Source organism: Pseudomonas sp. LBUM1646, assembly GCF_059716165.1.
In genome coordinates this window covers 2,488,312-2,501,585 of sequence record NZ_CP166810.1, presented here as the reverse complement: position 1 = coordinate 2,501,585, position 13,274 = coordinate 2,488,312, and the positions used below count along the sequence as shown (strand labels likewise).

10 protein-coding genes and 2 pseudogenes are annotated in these 13,274 nt (G+C 55.6%); 6 read left to right on the top strand and 6 right to left on the bottom strand.

What is annotated here, in order from left to right; genetic code table 11:
- Positions 1 to 246: 246 nt before the first annotated feature.
- A pseudogene (locus ACA071_RS11515) lies at positions 247 to 1,148 on the top strand (LysR family transcriptional regulator).
- Positions 1,149 to 1,910: 762 nt separating this feature from the next.
- On the opposite strand, the gene ACA071_RS11510 reads toward ACA071_RS11515, so the two are convergent.
- Positions 1,911 to 2,108, bottom strand: coding sequence for a hypothetical protein (locus ACA071_RS11510; RefSeq protein WP_497644402.1), 198 nt, complete (start codon positions 2,106 to 2,108; stop codon positions 1,911 to 1,913).
- A 388-nt stretch (positions 2,109 to 2,496) separates the two neighbouring features.
- Here ACA071_RS11510 and ACA071_RS11505 point away from each other — a divergent pair, with 388 nt between their 5' ends.
- Positions 2,497 to 2,976, top strand: coding sequence for an SMI1/KNR4 family protein (locus tag ACA071_RS11505; protein ID WP_497644401.1), 480 nt, complete (start codon positions 2,497 to 2,499; stop codon positions 2,974 to 2,976).
- 344 nt (positions 2,977 to 3,320) lie between these two features.
- Here the strand turns inward: ACA071_RS11505 and ACA071_RS11500 are convergent, their stop codons facing one another.
- A complete protein-coding gene (locus ACA071_RS11500; protein WP_497644400.1) occupies positions 3,321 to 4,247 on the bottom strand; it encodes a LysR family transcriptional regulator in 927 nt (308 codons plus the stop codon).
- A gap of 368 nt (positions 4,248 to 4,615) precedes the next feature.
- Between ACA071_RS11500 and ACA071_RS11495 the strand changes: the two genes are divergently transcribed.
- The 3 genes from ACA071_RS11495 to ACA071_RS11485 all read left to right on the top strand — a co-directional run bounded on the left by ACA071_RS11495 (position 4,616) and on the right by ACA071_RS11485 (position 7,205).
- Positions 4,616 to 5,191, top strand: a complete 576-nt coding sequence (locus tag ACA071_RS11495; protein WP_497644399.1) for an NADPH-dependent FMN reductase — start codon at positions 4,616 to 4,618, stop codon at positions 5,189 to 5,191.
- Entirely contained in the window at positions 5,188 to 6,027 is an 840-nt protein-coding gene (locus ACA071_RS11490) for a pirin family protein (protein ID WP_497644398.1), read from the top strand. Before ACA071_RS11495 ends, ACA071_RS11490 begins: the two co-directional genes overlap by 4 nt.
- Positions 6,028 to 6,116: 89 nt before the next feature.
- Entirely contained in the window at positions 6,117 to 7,205 is a 1,089-nt protein-coding gene (locus ACA071_RS11485) for an alkene reductase (RefSeq protein WP_497644397.1), read from the top strand.
- A gap of 121 nt (positions 7,206 to 7,326) precedes the next feature.
- On the opposite strand, the pseudogene ACA071_RS11480 reads toward ACA071_RS11485, so the two are convergent.
- Positions 7,327 to 7,935, bottom strand: a pseudogene (locus ACA071_RS11480) (oxidoreductase); the annotation flags it as partial.
- A 71-nt stretch (positions 7,936 to 8,006) separates the two neighbouring features.
- Entirely contained in the window at positions 8,007 to 9,200 is a 1,194-nt protein-coding gene (locus ACA071_RS11475) for an MFS transporter (RefSeq protein WP_497644396.1), read from the bottom strand.
- Between the two features lie 162 nt (positions 9,201 to 9,362).
- Between ACA071_RS11475 and ACA071_RS11470 the strand changes: the two genes are divergently transcribed.
- On the top strand, positions 9,363 to 10,259 hold the full coding sequence (locus tag ACA071_RS11470) for a LysR family transcriptional regulator (protein WP_497644395.1): 897 nt from the start codon (positions 9,363 to 9,365) through the stop codon (positions 10,257 to 10,259).
- Between the two features lie 89 nt (positions 10,260 to 10,348).
- Here ACA071_RS11470 and ACA071_RS11465 read toward each other — a convergent pair whose 3' ends face one another.
- Together ACA071_RS11465 and ACA071_RS11460 are read right to left on the bottom strand one after the other, a co-directional pair.
- The gene (locus tag ACA071_RS11465) at positions 10,349 to 10,765 is read right to left on the bottom strand and encodes a (R)-mandelonitrile lyase (protein WP_497644394.1); all 417 of its coding nucleotides are present in this window, start codon (positions 10,763 to 10,765) and stop codon (positions 10,349 to 10,351) included.
- Positions 10,766 to 10,859: 94 nt separating this feature from the next.
- On the bottom strand, positions 10,860 to 13,238 hold the full coding sequence (locus tag ACA071_RS11460) for a membrane-bound PQQ-dependent dehydrogenase, glucose/quinate/shikimate family (protein WP_497644393.1): 2,379 nt from the start codon (positions 13,236 to 13,238) through the stop codon (positions 10,860 to 10,862).
- Between the last annotated feature and the right edge of the window lie 36 nt (positions 13,239 to 13,274).

Below are 13,274 nucleotides of genomic sequence, written 5' to 3'. Positions count from 1 at the left end.
ACGTACTAATCAAACAACAGAAGGATTACTTAACCAACGTGAAACTTTTAGCACCAGGCTTGACTGTTTTAATGCCGTCCATTTCCCTTACTTGCTGGCTATTATCCGCAACGTATACCCAGATTAAAAATATCATTTTTCGTTGAGTCGATTCATATCTGATATGGTTAAATTCTTCCCATCACCGAGGCAAGGATCGCCATGGCGACGCTGAATTTCAGGCATATCGAGATATTCTGAGCGGTCATGACGGCAGGTAGCGCGACGGCCGCCGCGGCCCTGCTGCGGACCTCACAGCCGACAATCAGTCGAGAACTGGGCAGGCTTGAGTCGGTGACCCAGTTGACTTTGTTCAAACGCGCCAATGCCAAACTGATCCCGACCGAACAAGCGCTCATGCTCTTCGATGAAGTCAAAAGAGCCTATTTCGGCCTGGAGCGGATCGCCAAAGCGGCCGACGCCATACGCCAGTACAAGCACGGACAAATAACCATCGTTTGTCTGCCGGCGTTCTCCCAGGCCGTGGCGCCTGCGGTCTGCAAACATTTCCTGGATCAATACCCCGGCGTGGGAGTCAGCATCACTCCCCAGGACTCTCCGCTGCTCAACGAGTGGCTTTCTTCGCAGCGCTTTGATGTGGGGCTTATCGAGGACACTGTTGCCCCCCGCCGCACAGATCTGGAGACGATCTTCACGTCGGATATTGTCTGCATCCTGCCCACCGACCACCGGCTGTGTGCAAAAACCGTCCTCTTCCCCGAGGACTTTGAAGGCGAACACTTTATTTCCCTGGCGACCAATGACCCCTATCGCAACAAGATCGACTTTTTTTCGACAACCTCGGGATCAACAGACAGTTGGCGGTTGAAACACACAGCGCAGCAGCCGTCTGCGCGACGGTAGCCTTGGGGGTCGGTATCGCGATCATCAACCCGCTCACAGCAATGGCCTACGCCAAACTTGGGCTGAAAATTCGCGGGCTGTCACTGTCCATTCCGTACACCGTCAGTGTTGTTCGCCCGCAGCATCGCCCCTACTCGCCGCTGGTCGACAACTTCATCAGCTCATTGAGACATTGCTGCCAAGTGCTGACCAGTGAGCTCCAATCAATCACTGACAGCGAAAACAGACCGCCCCCAGACCAGTGACAATTCACCCGGTCTCCAGTCAAGGATTTAGTGTCTAGAGGGGCTTTACCGGGGATTCGTACAGGCAACAAAAAGCCCGGACTATGCCGGGCCTCTTTGGAAAATCACTCAGCGCGAATAAGCTTCCTCACTGGCTTTGTGCGTTCGAGCGAGGATCTACTCTTTCGCCTTTTAACCCAACTCCAGAAAGCTTGTATGGGGTGAAGAACGGCTCCAAGCACGCAAAGCAGCATGATGAGGAAGAGCAAAATAAGCGGGATGCTTTCGTGCGAGAACATGGTGGGTTACTCCTGTATTCACAATGTCGGAAACTCGAGGGTAGACGCCTACGGCCGCGCTTGTGTGAACGTATGTTCATCTTTCCAGGCTTGAATTTCGCTCCATCGCCTGTTAACCAACAGCTTGTTGATAAGCGTGAAAAAGCAATCGCAGGGGCTGCTCCGCTGATAAGAATTTCAGCCCGTATACGGTTCATACAGGCGCAAACCGGCGATAGGGTTGGTGCCTTTTCACAGGAGTGACCTGAATGAATTTTTTCGCAGGAGCGTTGAGCGCCCAGATGTCCACCGCGTTGACGGTACGATTGATAAGGTGTCGATCTTGTCGAGCAGGCGCGCAAATACTCCATGCGCTCGAATCCGTTGGCATGACTGAATTTGAATCAGCTCCAGCAGCATTCCCGGCTCAGAGCGATGGGCGTGGCAGAGCCGAAAACGAAAAAGCCCGGCACAGTGGCCGAGCTCAATAATGGGTAGAAAATCGTTAAGGGGTGGGATGTTCGGTTGCCACTGAGTTTGTGGCATCCACGTCCGCCATTTCCTCATCGATAGGTGCTTCTTCGTCCGCAGGCAAAGGTACTTCAGGCTCATTACGCTTAGGATCATGGCCTGTTTCGTTGTCCGTACTGCTGGTTACGCCCTTCTGAGAAATGTTTCCGGGCGCATTTTCATCAATCTCCATGATCGCTCTCCGTTCTGACGCGCGGAATATCCGCGTATGAACTTGAGAGGCTGCACAGACAAGCAAGTGCCCAATACTGGATGAACGGCAGAGCAATAAACCTTCAGCAATGATCTGAATTTCACGGTCAGAGCACAGCGCAACGAAGATGTGCTAACGCGGCTGCCGATGCAGCGGGCCAGTGAGATTGATCAGTTGCTGCCGCATCAGTGGATACCCGCTTGAGTCACGCAAAGTGACTCAATCCTACGCTTACGGTCGTCGAGCTAGATTTACTTCATAGTAAGGCGACGCCAGATGGGCCAATAGCAAGTGCGTACGTACGCATAGCGACCTTGCAATCTCCGGCCTCGAGTCCTCCTACCGAACAATCATAGGAATCTTTTACATGCAGGATCTCATCACCCGCATGGACGGTTGGTTGCAACAGCACCGGCCAGCCTATTACGCAACACTTGCTACTGGTGTGTCAGTTGCTGCATTGGACGACTACGAGCGCCGAACTGGCATCACACTCCCAGCAGACCTCCGGGCGCTCTGGTTATGGAAGAATGGGAGTACCGAGGAAGCGCTATTTACCAATCACATGTTCATCTCTGTCGAAGACAGCCTGAGCAGCAAGCTGGAGCTCGACGGAATGATTGGTTCTGACTTCGAAGACCCAGAATGGTGGAAACGGCAGTGGGTACCATTTACGCAGAGCTTTGGCGGCGATCATCTCTGTATCGATATAGTGTCTGAAAAACCAAGTGAGATTATCGACTTCTGGCACGACGACCCACGACGCGAAGTGGTTGCCCCAACGCTAGAAGATTGGTTGCACAGTCTTGTGGAAACCATGAAGTCCGGGCGGCTGGAACTGGCCTAGTCCCTATCTTGGCCATCTAAAGCGGAACGCGTTATCCGCCACCCCATCCGGCGGATAACATTGCGCGCTATTCGCCCTACACCTACCCGAACCCGTGAGCCCACACCCAGGCATCCCTCGATCCTAAAAATACGCGGACACAATCCCCCTTACAGGCTTGGCTTAGAAGGTGTGTTCGCCGGCCCATTACAATACAGCGCATAAAAAACCTAACGGCCGGCTCCTCAGGGAGGATGGCAATTTGGCCGGTCGAATATCGGTCCGTAAATACAGATGACGCGACTAACGGTGGAGGAAATTACTACCCGTCCCGCTGTGTGAAAGTCATACGCCCAAATACCGTGTCAAACCTGCTCAGGTAAAACCCTTGCCGGGAATGCTTCCACTTTTAGCTTCTCCATCACCAGTCCAATAAAGGCTGATACCGCCAACGGCAAATGTTGCCGACTGGGATAAAGCACATGCAGGCCGTATCCAGTGCGATGGTAATGCGGTAGCACAGGCACAAGGCGGCCAGCCTGAAGATCGAAATTAACTATCGTGGGCGGCAGCAACGCAATGCCCAAGCCAGCCACCGTGGCCTTACGCAATGCCTGAGCCGTGTTTCCATTGAAACGGCTGGTAATCTGCACGTCTTCCTCAACACCGTTTGGCCCGTTAAGACGCCACGTGGTGACGCCGCTAGGATGACCGAAACTCACACAGTCGTGATTGACCAGATCTTCTAGCGTAGCGGGCACACCTCGGTTATTGAGGTACTTGGGGCTGGCGACCAAACCTTCATTGCCTGCGCCAATGAGTTGGCGACCGACGTATCCCGAATCCTGCAAAGTGCCCCCTCGAAACGCGATGTCGATCCGATCAGCGATCAAATCGGCACGTGCATCACTGAGTACAAAGTCAAGCTGCACCCGTGGGTGCATGGCTAGAAAATCGGCCACCCATTCCATAGGGAAGAAGTCGAAGAAATCAGCCATCGCCGCAATGCGCACGATGCCACTCGGCTCCTGGTTTCCCGTCATTAATTGCTGTCCGGCATCGATCAGGCCTTCTACCGCGCCAGAGCACCGGTCATGAAAAGCCTGACCTGAATGGGTAAGTGTGAGCTTGCGCGTGGAGCGCTGCAGCAGCCGTGTGCCGAGCTGCGCCTCGAGTTGTTGAACGCGTCTGCTTAAGGTGTTGGGCGGCATTCCAAGCTGCCGCGCCGCTTCGGCAAAGCTGCCGTTGCGTACCACTTGTACAAACAAGGCGATGTCATTCAGGTCAATCATCTTATCGCCACCACTTCGTTAAATGGATTAGTTCAATCCAATTATGCCATCTAATAAAGCAATTAATAGGCGCATATCCTTTAGGCATAGCTGCAGTCGACCCTCTACTGCACAACCCAAACCAAGGCCGCGCAACTATGGCTACGTCCACGTCTCTTTCCCCAGTACACCGTCGAATCGTTTGGGGTGTCCGTGCTCTTTTGGCACTGGCGTTCGCTGCGGCTGGCATCGCAAAGCTGGCCGGCGCGCCGCAAATGGTTCAAGTGTTCGATGCCATCGGCGTTGGCCAATGGCACCCGGTGTCCCAGTTCAGCGCAGCAAGCTAGTCATTGGTGTCTCGTGCTCTCGCCCAACTGCTGGAACAACCTATGACCTCACCTCTCCCACTAATCGGCATCGTCATCGGTTCGTCCCGTGAAGCTCGCTTCGGTGAAAAACACGAGCTCTGGATCCACGAGATAGCAAAACAGCGCAAGGATCTCGCCATCGAATTGAGCGATCTGAGCGATCACTCGCAGCCCCTCTTCGGCGATCCGCAATCGGCATTCTCAGCAGACCAAAGCCGTGCGGGACAACGCTGGGCCGACAGGCTCGCACCGATCGACGGCCTGATCGTGGTCACACCGGAGTACGACCAAGGTACTAGCGCCGAGCTGAAAATAGCCTTCGACATCGCCGACCAGAAGCTCGGCCGTAAACCGATCGGCTTCGTTGGTTATGGCGGTACTGGTCGCGCCATCGAACAACTGCAGCTGGTGGCCATTGAGCTGCAAATGGCCCCGGTACGCAATGCGGTGCACATCGGCATCGCTGAATTCATCGGCATCTGGCAACAGGGAAAGAACTTCAACGATTACCCGCATCTGGCCCGGGCAGCCAAAGCGCTGCTCGATGACATTGTCTGGTGGGCCCAGGCGCTCAAAACCCCGAGAGAAAATTTATGACCGCCACCGTCGCTGTTCTACAACGCGCCATTGTCCATCGCACTAAAGGCAGCAGCCATGGCCCTATAACGCGGCTTATGAGCCCGGGCGATCTGGGCGAGCTTTTGAAGCCTTTCATTTTCCTTGATATTTTCAGTTTGAACGCCAGTCGCGGTAAGTCCAATTTCGGCATGCACCCGCACTCAGGGATCGCGACGGCTACCTTCATGACCAAAGGCGACGTCGCCTATGAAGACACCACTGGCGCGGCAGGTGTATTGCTTGCCGGTGGTGTTGAGTGGATGCGCGCCGGCAACGGGGTGTGGCACGACGCTACGCTAGCCAACGAGTCCTCAATGCAGGGATTCCAGCTCTGGGTGGCACTACCGCCGTCGTTGGAAAACGCCCCCGCGCTGAGTGTCTATCTTGCGCCCTCCCAAGTTCCGCAATCAGGCCCGGCGCGCGTGCTCCTGGGCCACTACGGTGATGCGCAGAGCCTGATTGAAGCGCCGAGTGACATGAACTATCTCGCCGTGAATTTGAAAGACGGCGAGCGCTGGCGGTATACCCCGCCGTCCGGACACACCGTTGCCTGGCTCGCGGTTGAGGCAGGACGGCTGGACACAGGGGGACTGATTAATGCCGGCGAACTCGCCGTATTCGAGGAGTCCGAGCAATACATCGATTTCGTGGCTCAAGGCGAATGCTCATTCGTACTGGGCTCAGCAGTGAAGCATCCGCACGAACTGGTGACGGGCTACTACTCGGTACACACGAGCAGGGCAGCTCTGGCACAGGGCGAAACTGAGATTCAGCGCATCGGCGAACGCCTGCGGCAGGAGGGACGACTGAGCTAGCCCCTGAGGCGCGCCTTCAGTCGATACGACTCCCCGCTAAACAACCCACCAATCCCGAATTATCAATCCTCAACCTACTGAGATACATCATGACCACGAACAATCTCGACCTGCTTTTGTCCCCTGCACACATCGGCTCCCTCCCTCTGAAAAACCACATGGTCATGGCGCCTTTGACGCGAAGCCGCGCCGGTGAAGGTGATGCTCCGACGCCCACCGTGGTTGAGTATTACCGGCAACGTGCCGGTGCCGGCCTCATCATCACCGAGGGTTCTCAGGTCTCGGCACAAGGCAAAGGCTATATGAGAACGCCGGGCATCTTCACCTCCGAACAAATCGCGGGCTGGAGACAAGTGACCGACGCTGTTCATGCAGAAGGTGGACGGATATTCCTGCAACTCTGGCATGTCGGACGGCTCTCACATCCATTGGTACAGATCAATAACGAACTGCCGGTAGCCCCTTCAGCGATCAAGGCTGATGGCGAGATTTACACGTCTGAGGGACTGAAGCCTTATGAATTGCCACGGGCTCTGAATCTCGGTGAGATTCCCGACGTGATCGCTGATTTTCGCCAAGGTGCTGAAAACGCAAAACGTGCTGGATTCGACGGGGTTGAAATCCATGGTGCAAACGGATATTTGATCGACCAGTTCCTGCGCGATGGCACTAATACTCGAACCGATACCTATGGCGGATCTGTAGAGAATCGCGCTCGATTTCTCAAGGAGGTAGTCGAGTCCGTCATCGAGGTCTTCGGGGCCAGCCGCGTAGGCATTCGCCTGTCGCCAATCTTCAATTATTTCTCCATGAACGACAGCAATCCCCAAGCAACTTTCAACTACGCGGCGAAGATGCTCAGTCGCTATGGGTTGGCCTACCTTCACGTGGTTGAACTCGGTGCAGGGCCATTCGACTTCAGGGAATTAAAGCGTCGTTTCGGTGGCACCTACATCGCCAATGGTGGCTATGACGCAGAGCGAGCCGCAACGGCGCTCAGCTTAGGCGATGCGGATCTGGTGTCGTTTGGCACCGGGTTCCTGGCCAACCCGGATTTGGTGGAGCGATTCAAACACGGCGAGTCCTTGAACGAAGCAGACCCAACGACGTTCTACCAAGGTGAGGAGCGCGGTTACACGGACTATCCGACCATGGCGCAATCCCGATCGACACTATGAGCAAAATACTGGATTAGACATCAGTCAGCGTTATGTCTCACGGCGATCGCGAGCCATTCGCTGGCGCTTACCGGGCTGCTTAGTAAAAGCTCCAACTAATCAGCCCTGGACGCTCCGTCCGCTATTCCAGCGCCTCCAACTCGGCCAGCATGTCAGGCGCGATGACCAATTCACTCGCGGTGAGATTCTCTCGAAAGTGTGCCACCGAGGAAGTACCAGGAATCAGCAAGATATTAGGAGCACGTTGCAGCAGCCACGCCAGCGCCACGCACAGAGGTGAAGCTCCCATGCGCGTCGCTACGTTCGAGAGCACTGGCGACTGCAACGGCGTGAAACCACCTAGAGGAAAGAACGGCACATAAGCAATGCCCTGCTGACCCAACTCAGAAATAAGTGTCTCGTCTTCACGGTGAGACAGATTGTAGTGATTCTGCACGCAGACGATGTCAGCGATCCCCTGCGCTTGCTTGACCTGCGAAGGCGTGACATTGCTTACGCCCAATTGGCGAATAAGCCCCTGGCGTTGTAATTCTACAAGTGCGGTAAATGATTCCTCGATGGCCCCCTCGGCGGGCGATTGCTGGTTGCCCATTGCCCGAAAGTTCACCACATCCAGTACGTCCACACCAAGATTACGCAGGTTGTCATGCACAGCCTGGGTCAATTCGGCGGGGCTCTGCGCTGGGTTCCAGGAGCCATCAGAACCGCGGAGTGCGCCGACCTTTGTCACGGATTCAAGAGATAGCCAAATAGCCAGGCCGCTATATCCAGCGACCTGTAAATTCAAATGCCCTGATTGTTTTATGGGTGAGCGTTCCGAAGGGCGGCCCAGGCAAATGCTGCGGAGCCAGCTAGAGCAGCAACACCGAATGCAAATGGACTCCACCAGCCCAGGGTGTCGAACATAAATCCGCCCAAGCCTGCCCCTAAGGTGATTGCCATCTGGATCGTCGCTACCATCAGGCCGCCGCCTGCCTCAGCATCATCCGGCAGTATTTTGCTCAACCAAAGCCCCCATGCTACCGGCGCGGGTGTAGCGACCAGCCCCCAAGCGGCAAGCAGGAATCCGACTGCCAAGGTCGAACTGCCCATGGCGATCAAAACCGCTGCAACCAGTGCCATCGATAACGGAATCCCGATCAGGTATGCATACATGCGGTGTTGCAGGAGCGACCCAATCAAGTAGGTGCCGATGACCCCGAAAACACCCAGTAGCAGCAACATGAGAGACAGAGTGGTCACGCTCACCTGCGTGACCGTTTCAAGAAATGGGCGCAGGTAGGTGAAGACGGCAAACTGGCCCATGAACAACAGCATGATTGCGAGCATCCCAATTGCGACCTGGGAGTTACCCAGCAGTCGGAACGGGTTGCTGGACCGGACGCTAGACTCGCTACGCATAGCTGGAATACTTGCCCACTGCCAGGCAAACGCCAGGACTGCCAATGGAACTACCAGGAAAAAGGAACCTCTCCATCCAATGTATTGACCCAGAAAACTGCCCAACGGAGCAGCAACGGTAGCGGCTAATGCGTTGCCGCCGTTGATGAGCGCTAATCCCTTCGCGACGGAATTTTTAGGGACGAGCTTCATGACTGTTGCTGTGGACATCGACCAGAAGCCACCGATGGCTACCCCCAACAACGCCCGCCCGGTCATGAACATCAATCCGTTGTGCGCAAAGGTGACGATTAACCCCGAGACTGTCAGAAGCAGACTGAAGCCGAGCAGTACCTTTTTCCGATCAAATCGTCCTGTCAGCGGTGTGTTCAGCAAACTGGTGAGTACTGCGAAAAAACCCGAGATCGAAATAGCTTGGCCAGCCTGGCCTTGGCTGATACCAAGATCCTGAGCAATTGGTGTAAGGAGGCTGACTGGCATGAACTCTGAGGCGATCAGAACAACAACGCACAGCGCCATTGAAAAAACGGCGCCCCATGCGGGTGGATGTGAAGCGGCTGTTGCTCGCCCAAGCGTGGCATCAAATGTGCTCATATATCTTTTACCTGATGGATCTGCATCCACTTCAGCTAGGGTGTGGACCGTGCGGCTTCAGTGGGTGACAGGTGGGTTCCGAATTTGAATGACAGCTTAAGGTGAAACCATTACCGTGATTAGCCACCATAATTTTCATGTAGTAATGAGAAAAAATCAGCAATGAGCGCGCCCAAGATCAACGATCTGCAAGCCTTTCTCGCTGTTGCCCGTGATCAAAGTTTCACGAAGGCTGCTGCAAAGCTGGGCGTCACACCCTCAGCCCTGAGTCACACCATCAGAGGGCTGGAGGCGCGCTTGGGTGTGCGCCTGCTTGCGCGAACTACGAGAAACGTGGCGCCGACCGAAGCAGGCGAAAAGTTGATGCTCTCGATTGGGCCGCTGTTCGACCAAATCACTGCCGAGGTCGAAATGCTCGGTGAGCTGCGAGATAAGCCAGCGGGAAGGATTCGAGTGACTTGCTCGGACGATGCCGCTGAAAGCATCATCAGACCCATGCTTACAGGCTTTCTTGAGCAGTATCCCGACGTCACTGTGGAAATCAGCATCGACTACGGCTTCACCAATATCGTGACCGACCGTTTCGATGCAGGCATACGCTTGGGCGAATCGATCAGCAAAGACATGATCGCTGTTCGAGTCAGTCCGGACTGGCGCTTGGTTGTGGTGGGAGCACCGGCATACTTCGCTCGCCACACAGCTCCCGTCATCCCGCAGGATTTAACCCAGCATAATTGCATTAACATCCGTCACACGATGGACGGCGGATGCTATGCGTGGGAATTCGAGAATGGTGACCGTAAGCTCAATATTCGTGTGACTGGCCAACTGACCGCCAACAGCATGATTCATGTCGTCAACGGTGCCCTTGACGGTATTGGGCTGGCCTATGTTCCCGACTTCATGGCAAAGCCTTATCTCGCTGATGGCAGGCTACAAGAAGTGATGCCGGAGTGGTGCCCCTACTTCCAGGGCTTTCACCTTTATTACCCGAACCGGCGACAAGCATCATCCGCCTTCACCGCGTTCGTGGATGCGGTGAGGTATCACGCCAAATGAGCTCCACTCCTCTGGCCGACTAGAGTGGCCGGAAGCCCCGCTGACAGGCGGCACCCACAACACCTTTCCTCCGGTCAGCCCTCAAGTTGTCAATGATTGTGAGGCAGGGCAACGCTTGCACCTGGACCGCCCTGATATTGTTCATCGGTGACCTTTTCCAGCCACTCAACATTCTTGCCATTCAGTGCTTCTTGCACGGCAATATGCGTCATCGAGGTGGTCATGGACGCACCGTGCCAATGCTTATGTCCCGGTGGACACCAGATGACGTCGCCCGCCCGAATTTCAACGATTGGCTCGCCCTCACATTGGGTCCAACCGCACCCTGAGGTGACGATGAGCGTCTGGCCTAATGGGTGAGTATGCCAAGCGTCAAAGGTCACACTCGCTACCGAGACACGCGCTGGCTCAGGTGGGAAGTTGAGCGGGTCGATCCGAACGGTTCCAGTGAACCACTCTTCGGGACCTTTAACAGATGGTTGAGAACCTGCACGTTTAAGTTCCATAGTTTCCTCTAGAATTCCAAAAGGTTGCAATTACGCGGTCGGGATCAGCCCCACGGATATCAGATACCTCGCCGAACAATGACGCCAAAACTTGCTATTCGGGTAGCGCATACGCAACAACGTAGTCGCCTTTCCGGGTCGTTGCCGAGTTACCACCAGCGCTTATGACTACGAACTGTCTTCCGGTTTTCGGCGACACGTAAGTCATGGGCGTCGCTTCAGCTCCAACCGGCAATCGTCCCTTCCATAACTCCTTGCCAGTGCGGACATCCAGCGCACGAATGTAGAAGTCTTGGGTTCCAGCCATAAACACTAAACCGCTGGAGGTGGTGATGGGGCCTCCACGTGTCGGCATGCCAATAGGCATAGGCAAGTGTGTGGCAATACCGAACGGCCCCGTTTGCTCGGTGGTGCCGAGCGGTGCCGACCAAGCGACTTTGCGGGTGGTCAAGTCGATAGCGCTGATGGTTCCATACGGCGGCTCCTGACATGGAATGCCCAGCGGTGAAAGGAAACGTCCCTGCTCGATACCCCATGGTGTTCCCACCTGAGGCGCGTTGCCTTCGTGACCACCGCCGCTAAGGGTCTTCTCATCGTAGGCAGCGCGTGGAATCATTCGGTTCCAAATCGCAATACGTGTGTCGTTAACGATCATGTAGCCGAGGTTCTCGGCAATGGAAACGGAGCCCCAGTTCATACCTCCAAGCCAACTGGGATACTGAATCGTCAGTCGTTCGCTTGGCGGCGTGAACTCACCTTCATACCGGGCTTTACGAAAATCGATCCGGCAGATCAACTGATCGAGTGGCGTTAGCCCCCACATCCGTTTTTCACTCAGTGGTTCTGTGCCTATGGCCGGCATACCCACAGAATAGGGCTGGGTCGGAGAGCTTCGATCATCTGCAACGCCCCCTTGGGGAACGGGGTGCTCTTCGACTTTCGCGAGGGGTGCTCCGCTACGTCGATCAAGCATGAAAATCTGGCCACGCTTGGTGGTCTGGATTAGAGCAGGCAGGGGCCCTCCGTGACCATCAGGGACGTCGTACAGTGCTGGCTGCGAAGGCACGTCATAGTCCCAACGGTCGTGATGAACGGTCTGGAAACGCCACCGCTCGCGTCCGGTAGCAATATCCAGCGCAACGATGGACGACGAATAGCGGTCGTCCGCCTCTGAGCGATGACCACCCCAAAAATCCGGGGTCGCATTCCCGGTCGGCAAGTAAATCAGACCCAGCGCGTCATCGAAGGCTGGCGTCGACCACACATTAGGCGTGCCAGCCGTGTAGCTTTGCCCCGGAGGCGGCTCTCGGGTAATAGCCGGATTTCCCAAGTCCCATGCCCAGACCAAAGCCCCTGTATGCACATTGAAGGCGCGGACGACACCGGAGGGTTCGCCCGTTGTCTGATTGTCCCAAACGAGACCACCCACGACGACCAGATCTCGTACTACGGTCGGTGCAGCAGTAGGGAAATAGAGGTCCTGTTCAGGACTGCCCATGCCGATGCGCAGACTCACGCTGCCACCTTCACCGAAGTCCACACATGACTGGCCTGTCTGCGCATCGACAGCAATCAAGCGGGCATCGACGGTAGTGGCAATGATTCGACGCGTACACGCTGCCGTGGGTGTTTGCCACGATGCTGATGAAAACTCAGGCGCCCCGTCGTGGTAACCCACGCCTCGACATCTGGGGTAGACATTGTTGGCCTGTGCCTTCGAATCGTGGTGCCAGATCTCCTTGCCCGAGTCGGCATCCAGTGCGAACAACTGGCTGGATTGAGTGCAGCCATAAAGGACGCCGTTGACGTGAAGCGGTGTCACTACGTGCCCTTGGCTCCCTTTTGGAATTTCGCCGGTCCGGTAAGTCCAGGCCACCTTAAGGTCCGCGACGTTGCTCGGGGTAATCTTGTTCGCCAGAGCGTGCCGAGTCCCGGAAGGTGTATGCCCGAAATAGCGCCAATCGGTGGCAAACTCGACTGTCCCAACTGCCTTGCCAGCTATAGGCGCAGAAGCGCTATCGGCCGTTTGTATCGGCTGTGGCTGCAAGGCGGCGTAGAAAGTCACGGCCAAGCCGAGAGCGACTATCGCAGCACCCGTATAGGCAAGCGGAGCAGACGCGTGCTGTCCATGACCATGAAAGTGTGGCATCGCTACAAGCACGACGACAGCGAGTACCGCCAGCGCGAACAGGCGCGAAAACAGCGGCCAGAAGGCGAACCCTACATCCCAAAGCGACCAAATGATCGATGCCGCGAACACTATAAGATAGAGCAGTGCACCGATCAGGCGGCGCTGTATTACGAAGGCCCCGCTGAGGGTAAGCCCCAACCCGGCAAGCGTGAAATACCAAGAGCCGCCAAGCGTGATGAGATAGCCTCCACCCCCCAGCATGAACAGGCCAACTAATAAAATCACTGTGCCTAGGACAATCAGCAAAACGCTGTTCAGCTTGGAGACATTGGACGGCGGCATCGAATTCTTATTCCTTTGACTGAATTTCAGGCGCAA

Excerpts from the sequence above, each read along its gene's own strand:
- ACA071_RS11470 (WP_497644395.1), top strand. The coding sequence starts at position 9,363 with ATGAGCGCGCCCAAGATCAACGATCTGCAAGCCTTTCTCGCTGTTGCC.
- ACA071_RS11500 (WP_497644400.1), bottom strand. The coding sequence starts at position 4,247 with ATGATTGACCTGAATGACATCGCCTTGTTTGTACAAGTGGTACGCAAC.
- ACA071_RS11465 (WP_497644394.1), bottom strand. The coding sequence starts at position 10,765 with ATGGAACTTAAACGTGCAGGTTCTCAACCATCTGTTAAAGGTCCCGAA.
- ACA071_RS11475 (WP_497644396.1), bottom strand. The coding sequence starts at position 9,200 with ATGAGCACATTTGATGCCACGCTTGGGCGAGCAACAGCCGCTTCACAT.
- ACA071_RS11510 (WP_497644402.1), bottom strand. The coding sequence starts at position 2,108 with ATGGAGATTGATGAAAATGCGCCCGGAAACATTTCTCAGAAGGGCGTA.
- ACA071_RS11490 (WP_497644398.1), top strand. The coding sequence starts at position 5,188 with ATGACCGCCACCGTCGCTGTTCTACAACGCGCCATTGTCCATCGCACT.
- ACA071_RS11485 (WP_497644397.1), top strand. The coding sequence starts at position 6,117 with ATGACCACGAACAATCTCGACCTGCTTTTGTCCCCTGCACACATCGGC.
- ACA071_RS11495 (WP_497644399.1), top strand. The coding sequence starts at position 4,616 with ATGACCTCACCTCTCCCACTAATCGGCATCGTCATCGGTTCGTCCCGT.
- ACA071_RS11505 (WP_497644401.1), top strand. The coding sequence starts at position 2,497 with ATGCAGGATCTCATCACCCGCATGGACGGTTGGTTGCAACAGCACCGG.
- ACA071_RS11460 (WP_497644393.1), bottom strand. The coding sequence starts at position 13,238 with ATGCCGCCGTCCAATGTCTCCAAGCTGAACAGCGTTTTGCTGATTGTC.